The 19,264-nt window shown below is 62.5% G+C and carries 18 protein-coding genes; 8 read left to right on the top strand and 10 right to left on the bottom strand.

Going from position 1 to position 19,264, the window contains the following annotated elements:
- Positions 1-73: 73 nt before the first annotated feature.
- Complete coding sequence (gene urtA / locus AC1D05_RS09575) at positions 74-1,354, bottom strand: urea ABC transporter substrate-binding protein (protein WP_477440341.1); 1,281 nt, start codon at positions 1,352-1,354, stop codon at positions 74-76.
- A 343-nt stretch (positions 1,355-1,697) separates the two neighbouring features.
- Between urtA and AC1D05_RS09570 the strand changes: the two genes are divergently transcribed.
- The gene (locus tag AC1D05_RS09570) at positions 1,698-2,096 is read left to right on the top strand and encodes a hypothetical protein (RefSeq protein WP_477440339.1); all 399 of its coding nucleotides are present in this window, start codon (positions 1,698-1,700) and stop codon (positions 2,094-2,096) included.
- Positions 2,097-2,155: 59 nt separating this feature from the next.
- On the opposite strand, the gene AC1D05_RS09565 is transcribed toward AC1D05_RS09570, so the two are convergent.
- The 3 genes from AC1D05_RS09565 to AC1D05_RS09555 form a co-directional block, all read right to left on the bottom strand.
- Positions 2,156-3,727: a GMC family oxidoreductase gene (locus AC1D05_RS09565; protein ID WP_477440337.1), complete on the bottom strand. Its 1,572-nt coding sequence runs from the start codon at positions 3,725-3,727 to the stop codon at positions 2,156-2,158.
- A 49-nt stretch (positions 3,728-3,776) separates the two neighbouring features.
- Positions 3,777-4,307: a gluconate 2-dehydrogenase subunit 3 family protein gene (locus tag AC1D05_RS09560; protein WP_477440335.1), complete on the bottom strand. Its 531-nt coding sequence runs from the start codon at positions 4,305-4,307 to the stop codon at positions 3,777-3,779.
- Positions 4,308-4,383: 76 nt separating this feature from the next.
- A complete protein-coding gene (locus AC1D05_RS09555; protein WP_477440333.1) occupies positions 4,384-4,779 on the bottom strand; it encodes a VOC family protein in 396 nt (131 codons plus the stop codon).
- A 228-nt stretch (positions 4,780-5,007) separates the two neighbouring features.
- On the opposite strand from AC1D05_RS09555, the gene AC1D05_RS09550 reads away from it, so the two are divergent.
- Positions 5,008-5,313: a ribbon-helix-helix domain-containing protein gene (locus tag AC1D05_RS09550; RefSeq protein WP_027044642.1), complete on the top strand. Its 306-nt coding sequence runs from the start codon at positions 5,008-5,010 to the stop codon at positions 5,311-5,313.
- Here AC1D05_RS09550 and AC1D05_RS09545 read toward each other — a convergent pair.
- Both AC1D05_RS09545 and cckA read right to left on the bottom strand, forming a co-directional pair.
- Complete coding sequence (locus AC1D05_RS09545; protein WP_477440331.1) at positions 5,310-6,023, bottom strand: purine-nucleoside phosphorylase; 714 nt, start codon at positions 6,021-6,023, stop codon at positions 5,310-5,312. The two genes, AC1D05_RS09550 and AC1D05_RS09545, sit on opposite strands and share 4 nt — an antisense overlap.
- Before the next feature lie 90 nt (positions 6,024-6,113).
- Positions 6,114-8,690, bottom strand: a complete 2,577-nt coding sequence (gene cckA / locus AC1D05_RS09540; protein WP_477440330.1) for a cell cycle histidine kinase CckA — start codon at positions 8,688-8,690, stop codon at positions 6,114-6,116.
- A 318-nt stretch (positions 8,691-9,008) separates the two neighbouring features.
- Here cckA and AC1D05_RS09535 point away from each other — a divergent pair, with 318 nt between their 5' ends.
- The gene (locus tag AC1D05_RS09535) at positions 9,009-9,773 is read left to right on the top strand and encodes a hypothetical protein (RefSeq protein WP_477440328.1); all 765 of its coding nucleotides are present in this window, start codon (positions 9,009-9,011) and stop codon (positions 9,771-9,773) included.
- A 164-nt stretch (positions 9,774-9,937) separates the two neighbouring features.
- Here AC1D05_RS09535 and dksA read toward each other — a convergent pair whose 3' ends face one another.
- Entirely contained in the window at positions 9,938-10,354 is a 417-nt protein-coding gene (gene dksA, locus AC1D05_RS09530; protein WP_006202025.1) for an RNA polymerase-binding protein DksA, read from the bottom strand.
- A 276-nt stretch (positions 10,355-10,630) separates the two neighbouring features.
- Between dksA and AC1D05_RS09525 the strand changes: the two genes are divergently transcribed.
- The 4 genes from AC1D05_RS09525 (at position 10,631) to AC1D05_RS09510 (ending at position 14,455) form a co-directional block, all read left to right on the top strand.
- The gene (locus AC1D05_RS09525) at positions 10,631-11,134 is read left to right on the top strand and encodes a SixA phosphatase family protein (protein ID WP_477440326.1); all 504 of its coding nucleotides are present in this window, start codon (positions 10,631-10,633) and stop codon (positions 11,132-11,134) included.
- Positions 11,135-11,222: 88 nt separating this feature from the next.
- Complete coding sequence (locus AC1D05_RS09520) at positions 11,223-12,698, top strand: YcjX family GTP-binding protein (RefSeq protein WP_477440324.1); 1,476 nt, start codon at positions 11,223-11,225, stop codon at positions 12,696-12,698.
- On the top strand, positions 12,695-13,780 hold the full coding sequence (locus tag AC1D05_RS09515; protein WP_477440322.1) for a YcjF family protein: 1,086 nt from the start codon (positions 12,695-12,697) through the stop codon (positions 13,778-13,780). Before AC1D05_RS09520 ends, AC1D05_RS09515 begins: the two co-directional genes overlap by 4 nt.
- 123 nt (positions 13,781-13,903) lie before the next feature.
- Entirely contained in the window at positions 13,904-14,455 is a 552-nt protein-coding gene (locus AC1D05_RS09510; protein ID WP_172228651.1) for a hypothetical protein, read from the top strand.
- A gap of 94 nt (positions 14,456-14,549) precedes the next feature.
- Here the strand turns inward: AC1D05_RS09510 and AC1D05_RS09505 are convergent, their stop codons facing one another.
- The 3 genes from AC1D05_RS09505 to AC1D05_RS09495 form a co-directional block, all read right to left on the bottom strand.
- Entirely contained in the window at positions 14,550-14,816 is a 267-nt protein-coding gene (locus AC1D05_RS09505) for a hypothetical protein (RefSeq protein WP_095200069.1), read from the bottom strand.
- Between the two features lie 179 nt (positions 14,817-14,995).
- Positions 14,996-16,204 (bottom strand): MFS transporter, encoded by a 1,209-nt coding sequence (locus AC1D05_RS09500; RefSeq protein ID WP_477440320.1) that lies wholly within the window; start codon positions 16,202-16,204, stop codon positions 14,996-14,998.
- A gap of 59 nt (positions 16,205-16,263) precedes the next feature.
- A complete protein-coding gene (locus tag AC1D05_RS09495; protein WP_477440579.1) occupies positions 16,264-17,253 on the bottom strand; it encodes an AraC family transcriptional regulator in 990 nt (329 codons plus the stop codon).
- A 160-nt stretch (positions 17,254-17,413) separates the two neighbouring features.
- On the opposite strand from AC1D05_RS09495, the gene AC1D05_RS09490 reads away from it, so the two are divergent.
- A complete protein-coding gene (locus tag AC1D05_RS09490) occupies positions 17,414-19,249 on the top strand; it encodes a monovalent cation:proton antiporter-2 (CPA2) family protein (protein WP_477440318.1) in 1,836 nt (611 codons plus the stop codon).
- Positions 19,250-19,264 lie beyond the last annotated feature (15 nt).

Raw genomic sequence — 19,264 nt, 5'->3', positions numbered from 1 at the left:
GTCCGGACAGCGGAGGAAACCGTCCGGACGCGCGCGGTCTTGGGCATGGACCCGGAGGTCCAGCCCGGGAGGATCAGTTTGTGCCCTTGCCGCCGCACTTGCCGGTTTTGACGTTGAAGTTGCCGCAGCTGAGCGGCGCGCGCCAATCGGAAATCAGGTCCTTGGAGTCGGGCAGGTAGTCTGACCATTCGTCGCCCATCACCAGGCCCGGTGTCTTCGAAACCGTTTCGAACTGGCCATTGGCCTGGATTTCACCGATCAGAACCGGCTTGGTGATGTGGTGGTTCGGCATCATCGTTGAATAGCCGCCGGTCAGGTTCGGCACCGAAACGCCGATCATGGCGTCGATGACCTTGTCCGGATCGGTGGTGCCGGCCTTCTGGACAGCCTTCACCCACATGTTGAAGCCGATATAATGGGCTTCCATCGGGTCGTTGGTGGTGCGCTTGTTGTTCTTGATGAACTTGTGCCAGTCGGCGATGAACTTCTTGTTCTCAGGCGTGTTGATGCTCTCGAAATAGTTCCAGGCGGCGAGATGTCCGACCAGCGGCTTGGTGTCGAGACCGGCAAGTTCTTCCTCGCCAACCGAGAAGGCCATGACCGGGATGTCCTCGGCCTTGATGCCCTGGTTGCCGAGTTCCTTGTAGAACGGCACGTTGGCGTCACCGTTGACGGTCGAGACGACAGCGGTCTTCTTGCCGGCCGAACCGAACTTCTTGATCGCCGAAACTTCGGTCTGCCAGTCGGAGAAGCCGAACGGCGTGTAGTTGGTCATGATGTCTTCGGCCGCGACGCCCTTGGACTTCAGATAGGCTTCGAGGATCTTGTTGGTGGTGCGCGGATAGACGTAGTCGGTGCCTTCAAGCACCCAACGCTTTACCGAGCCGCCATCCTTGCTCATCAGATAGTCGACGGCCGGAATGGCCTGCTGGTTCGGAGCGGCACCGGTGTAGAACACGTTGCGCTCGCTTTCCTCGCCCTCATACTGGACGGGATAGAACAGGATGTTGTCGAGCTCGGAGAACACCGGCAGCACCGATTTGCGCGACACCGAGGTCCAGCAGCCGAACACAGCAGCGACCTTGTCCTTCGAAATCAGCTCGCGTGCCTTTTCGGCAAAGAGCGGCCAGTTGGAAGCCGGATCGACGACGACGGCTTCGAGCTTCTTGCCGAGCAGGCCGCCCTTGGCGTTCTGCTGCTCGATGAGCATCAGCATGGCGTCCTTCAGCGTCGTCTCCGAAATCGCCATGGTCCCCGACAGCGAGTGGAGAATGCCAACCTTGATCGTGTCCTCAGCCGCCTTGGCGGGTACGGACATCAACAGGCCGGCGGCGACCACGCTTGCCGAAAACATTTTTGTTATTGTAGAGAAACTACCCCTCATACCGAAGACTCCCAAGCTGGTTGATTGCACCGGAACAGTTCAATGCAACCCCCATGCCAACTGCTGGGGCGATGTTAGAGAAAGAAAAATATCATAACATTATCAAATGGTTGTTATATTAGTTTGGATAAACGTAGGAAAGCCGGTTAACAATTGGTTGAGGGAAATTTGCGCAGCGCACAAGGCATCTGCCTAATTTTCGCCCACTTTCATCAAATGCCTAGATTTTGACCTGGATGCGCAGGTTGCGGACGACAAATGTTGCGGTGCGGCGCAAAAATAGGGCAAGCTCGCTCCTCAACCGAGCAACGCCATGGCATCCCTGATTTCACGCATTTTGATCGGCATCGTGTTTCTGGCGACAGCGACCGGGGCAGCACGGGCCGACTTCAGTGACGGCAAGATGCCCGATGGCACCTACCACTGCGAAGTCTACCTGCTCGGCATGTTCATCAACCTCGGCGACATCACCATCAAGGGAAATGTCTACACCGGTCCTGTCACCTTCGGCACCGTCCAACAGGGCTACAATTACCAGATGGACGCAAACGGCGTCATCTCCTGGCTGGGGCCGCTCGGCGGCTACACCGCCGGCGGCAACGCGCTGTCGATGACCCAGGCAACGTTGGATGGCCAGAGCCCGCCCTCTTTCGACATCATCATGAAGCAGCCCGACGGCGCCTTCACCGCCTCGACCTGCACCAGGGGCTGAACGCCAAAAAAAGGCGCGGAACCATGTCAGGTTCCGCGCCAGCAGGCAGTCGGGGGAGGTCAGATGGTTTTCGCCGACATCTGGGCGGCGATATAATCGGCCTGGCGGATCGCCAGCGAGACGATGGTCAGGGTCGGGTTTTCGGCGGCGCCTGTCGTGAATTGGCTGCCGTCCGACACGAACAGGTTCTTGATGTCGTGCGTCTGGCCATGCTTGTTGACGACGCCGTCCTGCGCCTTCTCGCTCATCCGGTTGGTGCCGAGATTGTGGGTCGAGGGATAGGGTGGCGTCGGGAAGGTGCGGGTGGCGCCGACCGCATCGTAAAGTGCGGTGGCCTGCTTGTAGGCATGGTCGCGCATCGCCGTGTCGTTGGGATGATCGTCGAAATGCACGTCGGCGATGGGCATGCCGTGCGCGTCCTTCTCGTCCTTGTGCAAGGTGATGCGGTTCTCCTCGCGCGGCATGTCCTCGCCGACGATCCACAGGCCGGCCATATGGTCGTAATGGTCGAGCGCCGTGGTGAAGGAGCGCCCCCAACCACCCGGATTGAGGAAAGCGGCCATGAACGGCAGGCCGAGCGACAGCGTCTCGAACTCGTAGCCGCCGACAAAGCCGCGCGACGGATCATGGCGCGCCTCGTCGCGGATGATGCCGGCCATGGTGGTGCCGCGATACATGTGCACGGGCTTGTCGAAGATGGCATAGACCGAGCCGGTGGTGTGACGCATGTAGTTCTTGCCCACCTGCCCCGACGAATTGGCAAGCCCGTGCGGGAATTTGCTCGATTGCGAATTGAGCAGCAGGCGCGGGCTCTCGATCGAATTGCCGGCAACGGCGACGATGCGGGCTTTCTGTTCCTGCAGCTTGCCGTCCTTGTCGGCATAGACGACGCCGGTCACCTTGCCGTTGGCATCGTGGTTGATCTTGATCACCATGGCGTTCGGCCGGACTTCGAGGTGGCCTGTCGCCTCGCCCTTGGGGATCTCGGTGTAGAGCGTCGACCATTTGGCGCCCCACTTGCAGCCCTGGAAGCAGAAGCCGGTCTGCTGGCAGGAGTTGCGGTCGTCGCGCTCGACCGAATTGATCGCCATGTTGCCGGTGTGGCATTCCTTGTAGCCGAGCTTGTCGGCGCCGGCCTTCAGCACCTTGAAATTGTTGTTGCCCGGCAGCCGCGGCCAGTCATTGGTGCCGGTGACGCCCATCTTGGCTTCCGCGTTGGCGTAGTACGGCTCCATCTCTGCCAGCGTGATCGGCCAGTCGAGCAGGTTCGCGCCTTCCACTTTGCCGTAGGTCGATGCCGTCTTGAACTCATGCTCCTGGAAACGCAGCGAGGCGCCGGCCCAGTGCGTGGTCGAGCCGCCGACCGACTTGACGATCCATGCCGGCAGGTTCGGGAAATCGGTGGCCACGCGCCAGTCGCCGGACGTCGTGCGCTTGTCCGTCCAGGCAAGCTGGGCAAAAGAGTCCCACTCATCGTTGATGAAGTCCTCATATTCGTGACGGGCGCCCGCCTCGAGGATGACGACGTCGATGCCCTTCTGCGCCAGTTCGTTGCCGAGCGTGCCGCCGCCGGCGCCCGAGCCTATGATGACGACAACGCCGTCGTTTTTCAGATCAAATGAAGCTGCCATGGTTTCCTCCCATGAATTCCTGTTTGCGGGTTATCGGGACGATCGAGGCTCAGAGCCACTCGATGTCGCTGAAACCGCGCGCGATGTAGCCGCCCTTCGAGTAGGACTCGCCCTCGTAGCCGAAGATTGGCCACACCTCTTTCTGGTTGTAGAGACTGACGACAAGACCGCCGCGCACCGCCTGGAAGAAAGGCGTCTTCTCTATCTCGGTAAGCAGCGCCACACGCTGCTCTTCCCAGCCGAGCCCGCGATAACCACCCTTGCCGGCCTTCTTGTCGAGTTCGGCAATGCCCTTCTCGATCAGTTCCTTGTGAGCAGGATCCTTGGCGGCCGTCTCGTCATGGCCCTTGACCGCGACGGCATAGTATTTGTCCGGCACCTGGTCGTGCGGATAGATATCGCGCGCCACCTGGATCAGCGTCGCCATCGTCTCCGGCTTCAACGCCGAGGTTTCCAGCCCCCAGGCCTGTTCCGGGCTGATGACGGCGCTGCCGGAGATGACGAGCAACGCACCGATGCTGCCGCGCTTGAGAAGTTCCCGACGTGAAAGTCCAGGTTTCCCGTCATAGATCGTGACCATTTGTTCCTCCCTGCTTGCTATTTGCACCCCTAGAAGTGCCGTTGCTGGCACCGCGCCGATCAGCGCGGCCGATTCCCTATTGGAAGCGCCCTCCACGCTGCAGGACCTCGATCTTGTAGCCGTCGGGGTCCTCGATGAAGAAAAAGCGGGCGATCAGCGAACCGTCGCGGTTGAACTCGACGATCTTCTTCGGGTTGAGGCCAAGCGCGCCGAGCCGGTCGTGTTCGCTGTCGAGATCGGCGACCGAGACCGCGAGGTGGCCGTAGCCGTCGCCAAGCGCGTAAGGTTCCTGCCGGCCCTTGTTGACGGTCAACTCGACTTCGAAAGGCGTATCGGCATTGCTGAGGTAGATCAGCGTGAAGGTCTCGAAATCCAGCCGCTGGGCGATCCCCAGGCCGAACGCCCTGCTGTAGAAATCGATGGACCGGGCCTCCTCGAGAACCCGGATCATGGTGTGGATCGCCTTCGCCAAATCAGACCCCGCAGCGTTCGTGCTTTCGCAGGTGATTATGCGCGCCGCTAGAGATAAGGTGGTGGCAGCCGATTACCACGCATAGGATCGAAAAACGGGTACATGCATTAAGGACGAAAGTCCGATTGCCGTTGTCGACCGTCCGATCGAAAATGAAATCGCAGGCAGTGATCAAAAGGCGCCGATGGCTCCGTCGACGCCCAAGACCAACAAAAATGGGAGGTAACGATGTGCAGAGTGTTTGCCGCACAGGATCCGGAAGGCTATCGCCAGATCAACCGGTCGATTCGTATCGATGGCCATTCGACCAGCATCCAGCTCGAGGCGACGTTCTGGGCCTTGCTCGACGAAATCGCTGAAAGCCAGAACCTGACGACGCCGAAATTCATCTCGAAGCTTTACGACGAAGCCATCGAGATCAATGGCGAGATCCCCAATTTCGCGTCCATGCTGCGCACCACCTGCGCGCTCTATCTGCGCGGCCATCGGCCTGACTTGGACGAGCGGATGGCGTTGAAGCAGGAAGCGGCCTAGTACCCTTCCACGGCGATTTCGAGCGCCAGCCGGCTCATATCGGTGAAAAGCGCCTGGCGCTCGGAATAGTCGGCCTGTTCGCCGGTAACCAGATTGTCGACGACGGTCAGCAGCGACAAGGCCCTCGCGCCGAAATGCGCCGAGATGCGGTAGAGCGCGCTGGTTTCCATGTCCACGGCCAGCGCTCCGAGCGCCCTTGCTTCGGCATAGCGGGTGCGCGCTTCGGGATGGTAGAATATGTCGGTGCACACTGTCAGGCCGACGTGGTGGTCGATGCCGAGTTCGGCCGCCTTGGCCAAGGCGCAAGCAAGCAGCGCCGGATCCGGGCCGGCATCAGCTCCGTAAAGGCCAAAGACCTGACCGCTCTCAGTGTTTTCCGGCCGTGCCATTTGCGAGATCACCAGGCTGCGCAGCTTTACCTCATCGCTGAGGCCACCGCAGGTACCCGTGCGGATCAGTGTTCGGGCGCCATAATAATCAAGCAATTCATGGACATAGATCAGGAACGATGAAACGCCGATACCCGTCGACTGGATGCTGATGGGCCGGCCGCGAAACAGGCCGGTAAAGCCGAGAGCACCGCGCCGGCGATTGACGCAGCGCGGCGCCTTCAGAAATGTCTGGGCCATCCACTCGGCACGCTGCGGGTCACCCGGCAACAGCACCGTTTCGGCGTAGTCGCCCTTGCCTGCCTCGATGTGTGGCGTCAACCGCTGCTCCCCCAAGCCCGCTTGCCGTTTCACCCGCAATCATGGCGCTGTCACGGCGTTGTGCAAGGCCGGTCATTGGGGGGCGCAAGATCAGGACTCAAGCACGTCCTTGACGATCGTCGCCAGTTGCTTGAGCGAGAACGGCTTCGGCAGGAAGCCGAAATGCGCGTCGGCCGGCAGGTTCCTGGCGAATGCGTCCTCGGCATAGCCCGACACGAAGACGAACTTGATGTCCGGCTGGCGCTTGCGCAATTCGCCAAGCAGGGTCGGCCCGTCCATTTCCGGCATCACCACGTCGGAGACGACGATATCGACCTTTCCACCCAGGGCTTCGAACACTTCCAGCGCCTCGACGCCGGAGGATGCCTCGTGCACCGTATAGCCGCGCGAAATCAGCGCCCGCATGCCGCCCATGCGCACGGCATCCTCGTCCTCGACCAGCAGCACCGTGGCTGACCCGGACAGGTCCTTGGTGCTGTCGATTGGTTTGACTGGTGCTGCGCTTGGCGCTTCCCCGGCTTCGGCCGCCGTCTTCGCTTCCGCGATGTGGCGCGGCAGGAAGATGCGGAAGGTCGATCCCTTGCCGACCTCGGAATCGCAGAAAATGAAGCCGCCGGTCTGCTTGATGATGCCGTAGACCATGGACAGGCCAAGGCCCGTGCCCTTGCCGACCTCCTTGGTGGTGAAGAACGGCTCGAAGATCTTCTTCAGCACGTCGGGCGCGATGCCGCTGCCGGTATCCTCGGCTTCGACCACGACATAGTCGGCCGCGGTGAGTTCGCGATAAGGGAAGGCCTTGCACTCCTCGGCGGTGACGTTGCGGGTTCGCACGGTAAGATCGCCGCCGGCAGGCATCGCGTCGCGCGCATTGACCGCCAGATTGACCACCACCTGCTCGAATTGGCCAATGTCGACCTTGACCGGCCACAGGTCGCGGCCGTGGTCGATCTTCAGCTTGATGTCGTTGCCGACCAGGCGGGCAAGCAGCATCCTCAGATCGGCGAGCACGTCGGTCAGGTTCAGCACTTCCGGCCGCAGCGTCTGCTTGCGCGAGAAGGCCAGCAACTGCCTGACCAGCGAGGCTGCCCGATTGGCATTCTGCTTGATGTTCATGATGTCGGGGAAGGACGGGTCCGACGGCCGGTGATTGGTCAAAAGCAGGTCCGACGCCATGATGATGGCAGTCAGCACATTGTTGAAGTCATGGGCGATGCCACCGGCGAGTTGGCCGACCGCCTGCATCTTCTGGCTCTGCGCCATCTGCCCTTCGAGCGCCTTCTGCTCCGTCGTGTCGACGGCGTAGACGATGGCCGATTCCTCGGCACCCTCGCCGCCGGTGCCGTCGGCGACGGCATTGACGTAGAATCGGATGTGTCGCTCCTCGTTGCCGGGCAGCACGGTGTCGATCGGCTCGATGTCGGCCTGCCGCTGCCGGGCTTTTTCGAATGCCGCGGCAAAGGCCGGCCGCTCGCGTTCATGGATCACCGTATCGAGCCGCACGCGGCGATCCACGGCATCCCGGTCGACGACCGAGGAAAACAGCGACAGGAACGGCGCGTTGGTGCGCAGGATGCGCCCGCTGGCATCGACACCCGCGATCGCCATCGGAGTCGAGTTGAAGAAGCGGGTGAAGCGCACTTCCGAAGCGCGCAGATCAGCCGAAGCATCCTCGCCCTGGGTGCGGTTGAGCACGATCGTGCGCGTCGGGCCGCCGACACCTTCGCGGCTGGCCGAAACGCGATGCATAAAGCGCACCGGCAGCGCCTCTCCCGTCATCGTCGTCAGGTCGAGATCGATGACGGCGTTGCGCGTCGTGCCGGGATCGGCCTTGACCGAGCGCACCAGCGCCATGCCGTCGCCGGCAACGATATCGGGCAAGGTTACGGCGCCGGGCGTGAAGCTGGCGAGATCGATACCGAGCCATTCCGCGAGCGTGGCGTTGATGTAGGTGACCCGACCGTCCTGGTCGGCGGAAAAGAAGCCGGCCGGGGCATGGTCGAGGTGATCGATGGCCTTCTGCAGGTCGAGGAAGAAACGCTCCTGCTCCGCACGTTCCTGTGAAATGTCGGAGAGTTGCCAGGCCAGCATCGGCAATCGCTGGCCCGGAACGTTGAACGTGCGTGCACGCGCCCTGTACCAGCGGGCGCCCGGTTCGGCGCCGGGCCTGATCGACTGCGCCAGCCGAAATTCGCCGTCTCCCGGTTGGCCGTCACGCAGGCCGGATGCCAGCCGGTAAATGGTCACCGAGGCCTCGGGAACATCCGAAAGCAGCCCTTCGACCGTCTTGAGGTCGGCGGCCGAGGAGGCTCCGGTCATCTCGGCATAGGCCCGGTTGGCGTAGACGACGCGGCCCTTGGTGTCCGTCACCAGCAGGCCCTGTGCCATCGAATCGACGAACGCCTTGGACAGTTCATCGCCGGTCGAGCGCGGCGTCACCTGTACGAAGCCAATCGCGGTCGCGAACAGGAAGCCGACGCCGATCATCGCCAGCACGCCCAGCATGCCGAGCAGGAACGGGTCACCGAGGCGCTCGCGGAACAGGCCGAAAATGATCGCGGCGCCCGTCAGAACGACGATGAAGATGATGAGCCGGGTAACCGCGCCCGGTCGGGTGTTCTGGTCGACGATCGGTACCGGATAGAAATCGCCGCGCGCTTCCTTGGCCATATGCCCCCTGCTCGTGAAGTCCGACGTTCCGACACCCGCCCCTAATGCATGTCGCCCAAAAGTGACTTCGGTTTTGGGAAAACGACATGCACGAAAACAAGGACCTAAAACGCGTCGCATGAATCGGCGTCAGCGCGACGCGCTTTAGCCGGTTGAATCACATTCTCCTAGTCCGGAAAAGGCCCGGGCGGCAAATGTCAGATAAAAATGATGCCGGCCGTGTTTCAAGCTGTTCACGATGGGTGAAAGGCAACTTGCGGTAGCCAGTCGCAACGGTCTAGTGTCGCGTCACTTTCCAAAACCGATCAGGGGAAACCAATGCAGTGGCTGGATAGCGTGGCGGGCCCTGGTTATGCGGCGGCACTCCTGTGGACCTTCGCGGCGCTGATCCTGCTGGTCATCGTGCTCGTCATCATCAGGCTCGTGCGCAACCTGACCTTCGGCACGTTTGTCGCGGGTGGCCGGAACCGCAAGACGCGGCTCGCCGTCATGGACGCCACCGCCGTCGACAGCCATCGCCGGCTGGTATTGGTGCGCCGCGACGACATCGAGCATCTGCTTCTGATTGGCGGCCCGACCGACCTCGTCGTCGAGCGCGACATCCGTCTTGCCGCTCCGCGCCGTCCGGCGCTGACGGGAGATGGCGGCCTGCAGCCTGTCCCGGCCACCGCGGCCCCGGCAGCGAAACCGCGGCCGCCTCAGACGGCTCCCGCACCGGCACGACCGGCACCGCCGCCACAACCGGTGACCGCGGCCGTGCCGCCTGCCCGCCCGCGCCCGGCAGCGCCGCCACCGGCCCCGGCGCCCGCGCCCGCGCCGAAACCGGTGACGCAGACCTATCAATCGGCCAATGTCACGCCGTTGCCTGCCTACGGCTCCGCCAACGCCAATGCCATCAGGCACGCGCCACCACCGCCGCCAAGGCAGGACAGCATCGACGAAACGTTGATGAAGGACCTCGAATTTTCACTCGACCAGCCTCGTTCCGGCGGCCCTGTCGGCAAGCCGGCAGCCAAGGCGCCGCAGTCGCTCGACGATGAAATGACCAAGCTGCTGGGCGAACTTTCAAGCCAGAAGAGATGATTGGCGCCTGAGCCACCTGCCGGCCGGCGACCTGGCCGAGGCCTGAGTACGCTTCCGCTCGCTGCAATGAATTTGCCAAGCACCAACAAAAATGGCCGGAAAATCCGGCCATTTTGATATCAACTTGATTGTAGCCCTCTGAGACACAGCCCAGAAGCAATGCGTCAGTCGTCGCGATAGACTTTTTCGCGGCGCTCGTGCCGTTCCTGCGCTTCGATCGACAAGGTGGCGATCGGACGCGCGTCAAGCCGCTTCAGCGCGATCGGCTCGCCGGTTTCCTCGCAGTAGCCGTAAGTGCCTTCATCGATGCGCTGCAGCGCCGAATCGATCTTTGAGATGAGTTTCCGCTGACGGTCGCGGGCCCTGAGCTCGATGGCGCGGTCTGTTTCAGAAGAGGCGCGGTCGGCGAGGTCGGGGTGGTTGGCGTTTTCCTGCTGCAGGATTTCGAGAGTTTCGCGCGCTTCGCGCAATATGTCATTTTTCCAGGTGACGAGCTTCAGGCGGAAGTAGGATTTCTGCCGTTCGTTCATGAACGGCTCGTCTTCGGAGGGTACGTAATCGGCGGTAACGATGTCGTTCATTCGACTCACCCAAACTGCCCCAAATTTCGCGCCTATATATTCGCCGCCCGACGCCTGCACAAGCGCAATCGGCCACCGACTCACGCAATTGTTAAAGTGCCCCTGCGGCACGTGTCGGAGCGAGATGCTGCTGATTCGATGGCGAAAGTGCCGCAACCCTTTGCCACGTGGTGTTGTGCGCAATTCCTTGCGCGCAAGAACACGGACCATTGTGCGCAATGCCCTTCTCATGGCTAATCGCAATCCGGCTTCGGCATCGGCATCATTGGAGGTTGGGTGAGCAGGCTCTATCTGTTGCGACACGCCAAGGCCGGCTGGGCGCTGCCCGGCATGCGTGATTTCGATCGCCCGCTCGACGCAGCCGGCCGCGCCGACGCCGAGATCATGGGCGCTGCCATGCGGTCACGTGGCTATGTCCCCGACCTGACATTGTGCTCAAACGCCAGGCGCGCCAAGGAAACGCTCGAAGGCCTGGCCGGCCATACCGACACCGGCAAGGTGCTGTTTCTCGACACCCTCTACAGCGAAGACGCTGCCGGCTATCTCCGCCTTATCCGGGAGCATGGCGGGCCGGGTTCGCTCCTGGTCATCGGCCACAACCCGATGACGGAGGACCTTGCCATGGCGGTCTCGGGCGACGGCGACGATACGGCGCGTGCACTGCTCAATCACGGTTTCCCGACCTCGGGCCTGGCGGTCGTTCGTTTTCTGGACGAATTGGCGAAAGCAAGCCAGGAGGCCGGCTATCTCGAAGCGTTTTTGACACCGGCCGATCTCTAGCATCGATTTGGATGTCAATTTCCAGCGCCATTTCAAAGCCGGGTTCCAACGCCTATATCGGACGGACGCAAGCCCGAGAGATCACATTTTGGCATCATCGCTGACCACCTTCACCGACGAGGCAAGGATTGCCCTCGATACGCTGTCAGGACGCGCCACCGGGCTTTTTTCGCCGTCGATGCGGTTGGGTGTCACGGGTCTTTCACGCGCGGGCAAGACGGTGTTCATCTCCGCGCTGGTCCACAATCTGATCCATGGTGGACGCCTGCCGCTGTTCGAGGCGCAGAAATCCGGTCGCATCGCGCGCGCCTTCCTCGAAGAGCAGCCTGACGACGCCGTGCCGCGATTCCAGTACGAGGATCACATCGCCGCTTTGGTCAACGACCGCGTCTGGCCCGATTCGACACGCGCCATCTCGGAACTGCGGCTGACCATCGAATACGAATCAGCCTCCGGCTGGAGCCGCATGTTCTCCTCCGGCAAGCTGTCGGTCGATATCGTCGACTATCCCGGTGAATGGCTGCTCGACCTGCCGCTGCTCGGCAAATCCTTCGCCGATTTTTCACGTGAGGCCATCGAGATGGCCACTTTGCCGGTGCGCGAGGATCTGTCGCGGGCGTGGCGAGCGATTTCGGCGGAAATCGACCCGAATGCCGATGCCGACGAGATGACCGCACGGCGCCTGGCCGAAAGCTTCGCCGCCTATCTCAAGGCCTGCAAGCTCGACGAACGCGCGCTTTCGACCCTGCCGCCCGGCCGTTTCCTGATGCCAGGCGATCTCGAGGGTTCCCCCGCGCTTACCTTCGCGCCGCTGGCCGGCCTCGACAAGCGTCCGCGCCCAGGATCGCTGCACGCCATGATGGAGCGGCGCTACGAGGCCTACAAGACGCATGTCGTCAAACCCTTCTTCCGCGAACACATTGCGCGTCTCGATCGCCAGATCGTGCTGATCGATGCCATGCAGGCATTGAACGCCGGCCCCGGCGCCATGGCCGACCTGGAGCGCGCGGTGACCGAGATTCTCAGCTGTTTCCGCCCTGGTCGGGGCAGCTTCCTCACCGATCTCTTTTCGCGGCGCATCGATCGCATCCTGGTCGCCGCGACCAAGGCCGATCATCTGCATCACGAAAGCCATGACCGGTTGCAGGCGATCGTTCGGCGACTGGCCGACCGTGCCGTGGCGCGGGCGAATTTCACCGGCGCCGATGTCGACGTGGTCGCCCTGGCGGCGGTGCGCGCCACCCGCGAAGGCACAGTCAAGCAGGGCCGCGAGACGTTGCCCGTCATCATCGGCACGCCGATCGCCGGCGAGCAGATCAACGGCGAAACGTTTGACGGCAAGGCCGAAACAGCCATATTTCCCGGTGACTTACCGGAAAAGATTGATGCGGTGTTCGATACTTCGGGTCCAGATCACCGGCAGGATTCCACGGACCCGGCAATCCGCTTTGTCCGGTTCCGCCCGCCAAAACTCGAACGCACGGCCGAAGGCGTCACGCTGTCCTTGCCGCATATCAGGCTCGACCGTGCCCTGCAGTTCCTGATCGGAGACCATCTGGCATGATCGCGCCCCGCAAGCCGGCGGCATTCCGCATCGAGCCGGAAGCCGCGCCAACGCAAGAGGCGTCAAAGACGCGCCAGGCCGAGCCGTCGCGCAAACCCCGCGTGATGAAGGCCGATGTCGCGCTGGTCATACCGGCCGAGGTCGACGTCTTCGACGAGCCAGACATCATTGCCGCCGAACTGCCACCGGCGGTCGCCCCCAGGAAACGCTCGCTGTTAGGCAGCATCTTCTTTGGCGCCATGGGCGTACTGGTTTCGCTGGCTGTCGGCCTGTGGACCGACCAGCTGATCCGCGATCTCTTCGCCCGCGCCGAATGGCTGGGCTGGCTGGCCGCCGGCATGGCCGTTATCGCCGTGCTGGCACTTCTGGTGATCCTCGTTCGCGAATTCCTGGCCATCGCCCGTCTTGCCGAAGTCGAAAAGCTGCAAAAACGTGCGCTCGATGCCATCGCACGCGACGACCCCAAGGCGGCCCGATCGGTGGTCGACGAGCTTTCGGCTTTCGTCGCGGCCAAGCCCGAGACCGCGGCTGGCCGGCGCGCTTTGGCCGAACTGCGCGGCGAAATCATCGACGGCGGCAATCTGGTGCGTCTGGCCGAAGCGGAAATTCTCGGCCCCCTCGATGCCAGGGCAAAGGTGATGATTCTCGAGGCCGCCAAACGCGTCTCACTGGTGACGGCGGTCAGCCCGCGTGCGCTCGTCGATGTCGCCTATGTCGTGTTCGAGGCGGGACGCCTCATTCGCCGCCTCTCGGAACTTTATGGCGGACGGCCGGGAACGCTGGGTTTCTTCCGCCTGGCGCGCAGTGTGCTGGCGCATCTGGCGGTCACCGGCTCGATCGCCGTCGGCGACAGTTTCGTCCAGCAGATCGTCGGCCATGGGCTGGCGGCACGGCTTTCGGCCAAGCTTGGCGAGGGCGTCGTCAACGGCATGATGACGGCGCGCATCGGCATCGCGGCGATGGAAACGGCGCGCCCCCTGCCCTTCAGCGCCGCCAAGCGCCCGGGACTGGGCGATTTCCTCTCGGCGCTGACATCGTTTGCAACGAAGAAGGACACCGAGACATCAGGCCCCGGCAAATAGCGTTTTACGCTTCGAGACGGTGAACGGATCGCGGTTTCGAGGCCCTGCGGTGACGAAGCATTAACCAATCTTCTTCATGGTCAAACCGGTTCCAAACAGCATCTTTGTTGCCGGGTGTCGTCGATGAAAAGTGTAATTCTGTCCAGCGTCTTGCCCCTGGCCGTCGCGATCACAGCAGTCGTCGGTGTTGCCTCGGGGGCTTCCGCTACAGAGCCGGACAAGCAGTTCTTCCAGTCGGCCGAAGGCAAATGGGTCGGCCCGGGCGAAATCGTCGCCGGCAAGTACAAGGGCACGAAATTCAACTGCAGCTTCACCGGCTCCACGCCGGACGGCAAGATGGGCATGACGCTGGACGGCGGCTGCCGGGTCGGCATGTTCACCCAGCCGATGTCGGCCAAGATCGAGCGCAAGGGCCGCGACTACAAGGGTTCCTTCATGGGCGGCGCAGCCGGTTCCGGCCTCGACATCATCGGCGGCAACGTTGTCGATGCCCGCAAGGTGGTCTTTACCATCAACCGCAACCAGTTGCGCGGCGTCATGCAGGCCCGCATTCCCGACGACAACTCGATGACCGTGACGGTTGCCGTGCGTGTCCAGGACCAGCTGGTGCCGGTCATCGGCATGAGCCTGAAGCGCGTCGATGCCGTCGAAGTCGGCTCCATCGCGCCGAACTGAGCGCGCATCACGCCCACTATCCCTGACACATCCCCAAAAACAAAGAGGCGGCAGCCCATCGCCACCGCCCCCTTGAACCAGTCGAATCAGGCGTTTAGCCCTTGATGGCGGCCGTCACCTCGTCATACGCCTTGCAGGCGTCGGCGAGCGTCGTGGCGCCCTGGTACTTGGTTGTCACCGCCTGGACCTTCGCGGTCAGGTCAGCCGCCTTGGACGGATCCTTGGTGATCGCTTCCTGCAGCGCGGCAGCCATGTCCTGCGCCTTCTTGGTCGCGATCTCGGCCGTGCATTCAGGCGCCTTCGAACAGGCCGAACCGGCGAGCACCGCCAGGCCGACGGCAACAAGCAAAAACTTCTTCATGTCAGTCATCTCCTCAAAAGGGCGCGACTTGATCGTCGCTCACCCTCCAATGGCCGTAGCCGAGCGTCCTTAGCCTTCGATTGTGGCAACAAGCAACGCGCGCATGGCGTAAACTTGTGTAACGCGCCTGCAATATTGGTCCGGGCCGGTTCGGGCTACTGTGTCAGCGGCGGCAAGGTTTAGTTGCGTGGCTGTAGCAGCGCCAAGACGGCTGTCGATGCGGCAAGGATAGCAGTCACGGTCAAAGGCGCTGTAGGGCCATAGGTGTCCACGGCGTAGCCGCCGACAATCGCGCCGATGGTGATGGCGACCTGAAAAGAGGCGACCATCAGGCTGCCCGCTGCTTCCAGCGCGTCCGGCGCTGCGCGAGACAAATTTGTCGGCAGCACCACCGGCGCCATGCCGAAAGCGAAGCCCCACAGCGTAGCGAAGCCAAAGGCAACGCCAATGTGCACGCCCCAAAGCACCAATGCCAGCGCCGCAAACGCCATCAATGCGGCGGTAACCACGAGAGCCACGTGGATATTGGCGTCGGCCATGCGGCCACCGGCAATATTGCCGATCACCGCGGCGATGCCAAATCCGAGCAACGCCAGGGCAATTGGCCCGGTTGCAAGGAGCGTCACATCTTCGAGAAAGGGGCGTACATAGACCGAGCCGGCAAAATGCCCCGTCATCAGCAAAAGAATAGCAAGCATACCAAGTTGAACGCCACGCCGCCGTGTCAGCCGAAATACGTCTGCAAGACTATTGCTTGCCGTTGCAGGCAAAGACGGCAGGCTAAGCAACTGCAGCAACATGGCAACCACGGCCAGCCCCGCTGTCATGGCCATGGCGCTGCGCCATCCCAGCCAGTCGCTGATCAGCGCCCCCATCGACGGTGCGGCAATGGTGGCGAGCGAGACGCCGAGGGTGACGATAGCCATGCCCCGACCTGTCGCATTGGCACCAACCAGCCTCGCGACGACGGCGACCGAAAGCGCCCAGAAAGCGCTGAGAGCGATTCCCAGCCCGGCCCGGCCTAGCAACAGCAGCCAAAAATTGGGCGCCAGCGCCGCAAGAATATTGGAAGCGACCGCTAGCGCCATGAGGCCAACCAGCACCGTCTTGCGGTTCAATCGGCCGATGAGAACATTGCTCAACATGGCCGTCACGGCGCCGACAGAAGCGGTGGCGGTGACGACCTGTCCGGCAGTTCCCTCGCTGATGCCGAGATCGCGCGCCATTGGCGTCAACAGACCTGCCGGCAGAAATTCGGCTGAGACCAGGGCAAAGCTGGTGGCCGCCAATGAAATGACCGCGAACCAGGTGGTTGCGCTCCACGCGGTCGGCGCAGCCGCATCAACGTCTATCGCCGCGTCTTCAAGCTGTAATGTTGTGTCAGTCACGGAAAGATCTCCAAAGTTTGGAGACCTTCATAAACGAGTCTCTTCGGATGATATGTATCTCAAAATCCGAAATCCATGTCTATTCGTCCGGGAATTGTGCGACGCACAACGCCTGGCGAGACATTGGTGATGCGCTTGAAGGCGCGAGCGAAGGATGCCTCGGAATCATAGCCCAGACGGGTAGCAACCTCGGCCACCGACAAGCCGTTTTGCCCCAGCAACTCGCGGGCAAGCTGCATGCGCAGGCGGGCGAGATAGCGTGCAGCACCCTCCCCCAACACAGCGCTGAAGCGCTCGGCGAAAACCGAGCGCGATTGGCCTGCCAGGCCGGCGAGGCTTTCCAGCGTCCAGTTGTGGCCGGGGTCTCGGTGCATGGCTGCCAGAGCCCGGCCGATATGGGGGTCGCGGATGGCTGCAAGCCAACCGGTGGTCGAAGCTCCATTGCAATTGACCCAGCAGCGGATGAGCCGAGCCGTCAGCAAGTCTGCCATACGCGACAAGATGGTGGCGCTGCCCATCTGCGGTTGAGCGGCCTCCGCCGTCATGGCCGCCAGCAGAGGGCCGACAATCGGGTCATTGCCGGCCACGTCGCAACCCTTGATGATAGGCGGCATCAGCGTGATCAATGGGTTAAGCGCACAAGAGCCCAGGGCCATTGAGCCGCAGAAAAGGGTGCTTGTCGCGCCGGTTCCTTCCCGCACCACCTCGCAGACGTTGCCCCCCAATTTGATCACCTGGCAACCCTCGAGCGAGTCGCCTGCAACGTCCGGGGCACTCGCCAGCCGATGGGTGATGCCTTGCGGCAACAGCACCAGATCGCCATCGCGCAACTCCTGCCAGCCCTGCGCCTCGGTATGGATCCAGCACGGACCCTGGCCGACAAAGTGAAAACGAAGCAGCGATTGTTGCGGAAACTCTATGCTCCATGGATGTCGGAGCTCGCAGCGGCCATAATTGACGCCACTCAGGCGAAAGTCTTGTAGGACCTCGCTGAGCGCATCCATCGGAATATGGGGCGGCGGAGACGGCCGGGACGAATGGACAGTCATACCGCCGATATAGACACCAATCGTCCGGCAAGCAAGCGGAGACGATTGTTCCACCAGAGGAAACGCTTCAACGGCACCTACCCGTCCTGGCAGGCTCCCCGCCCTTGCCTCCCGCTCCAACTGCATGCAAGGAGTGCTGTCGGACATAGGGACAAGAGGCATGGCAGCGGAAGCGTCGGGCAGCGATCTCATTCAGGTGGTGGCGCTGCTTGCCGCAGGCGTCGTCGCCGTTCCGATCTTCAAACGCATGGGCCTCGGCTCGATCCTCGGCTATCTCGCCGCCGGCGTGGTGATCGGGCCGTTCGGCATCGGCGTCTTTTCCGAATCGGGGGCCATCCTCCATGTCGCCGAACTCGGCGTCGTCATGTTCCTGTTCATCATCGGACTGGAAATGCAGCCGTCGCGGCTCTGGGGCCTGCGCCGCGAAATCTTCGGGCTCGGCGCGCTGCAAGTAGGCGTCTGCGCGGTCTTGTTGACCGGTGTCGGAATGGCCGGCGGTTTTCCGATCTCGCAATCCTTCGTCGCCGGCGCCGGTTTCGTGCTGACCTCGACGGCGATCGTCATGCAGCTTCTCGAGGAACGCGGCGAAATCGCCTCGCCGAAAGGCCAGCGCATCGTCTCCATCCTGCTGCTGGAAGATCTGGCCATCGTGCCGCTGCTGGCCCTGATCGCGTTCCTGGCGCCAGGCGGCGCCGACACCAGCCTGTCGGAAAGGCTGACCGAGGTTGGCATCGGCCTTGCCGCGATCGTCGGACTGGTGCTGGCCGGCCGCTATCTGCTCAACCCGTTCTTCCGCATCCTGGCGGATGCCCGTGCCCGTGAGGTGATGACGGCCGCGGCCCTTCTGGTGGTGCTCGGATCGGCACTCGCCATGCAGCTCAGCGGCTTGTCGATGGCGATGGGCGCCTTCCTGGCCGGCGTTCTTCTGTCCGAATCGACCTTCCGCCATCAGCTCGAAGCCGACATCGAGCCGTTCCGCGGCATCCTGCTCGGCCTGTTCTTCCTTGCGGTCGGCATGTCGCTCGACCTGCATGTGGTGGCCGCGAACTGGAAGCTGATCGCCATCTATGTCGTCGCCTACATGGTGATGAAGGCGTTTGGCATCTACATCGTCGCCCGCATCCTCAAGACAGGCCATCGCGAGGCGCTGGAACGCGCTGTCTTCATGGCGCAGGGCGGCGAATTCGCCTTCGTCCTCTACTCTGCCGCCGCTGCCGTCGGCATCATCGACAGCAACGCCAACGCCACGCTGACGGCAATCGTCATCATCTCCATGGTGCTGACGCCGCTGGCGATCATTGGCTTGCGTTATATCACCCCGCGCGACGAGCAATCGCTCGACGGCGTCGATGTCGCCGACGGCCTGACCGGCAGCGTGCTGGTCATCGGCTTCGGCCGCTTCGGCCAGATCGCCAGCCAGCCGCTGCTGCTGCGCGGCATCGACGTCTCGATCATCGACAACGATGTCGAGATGATCCAGGCAGCCGCCGATTTCGGCTTCAAGGTCTATTATGGCGATGGCACACGGCTCGACATCCTGCGCGCCGCGGGCGCTGGCCAGGCGCGCGCCGTGCTGATCTGCGTCGACAAGGCCGATGCCGCCGTTCGCATCGCCGAACTCGTCAAGGCCGAGTTTCCCTTGCTGACCGTGCTGGCGCGCGCCTTCGATCGCGGCACCGCTCTGCAACTCATCCGCGCCGGCGTGGACTATCAGCTGCGCGAGACCTTCGAATCGGCACTGGTTTTCGGTGGCTCGGCGCTGGAATCGCTTGGCGTTGATCCCGAGGACGTGGCTGAAACGATCGAGGACGTCAGGCGCCGCGACAACGACCGGTTCGAAACCCAGCTCGCTGAAGGCATCCGCGCCGGCCAACGCTTTTTGCGGGGCAATATCGGCACGCCGATTCCGACGCCGCTCTCCACGCCGCGCCGCCCCGGTCAGGCCCTCAACGAAGAAACGGCCGGCGTTCTACACAAATCCGAAACTGCCGATTGAACTGAGGATTCATGC

The sequence above is a fragment of the Mesorhizobium sp. P2_E9 genome (assembly GCF_056403815.1).
Note: the sequence above shows the minus strand (reverse complement) of the source record. Positions and strands in the feature narration are given on the sequence as shown.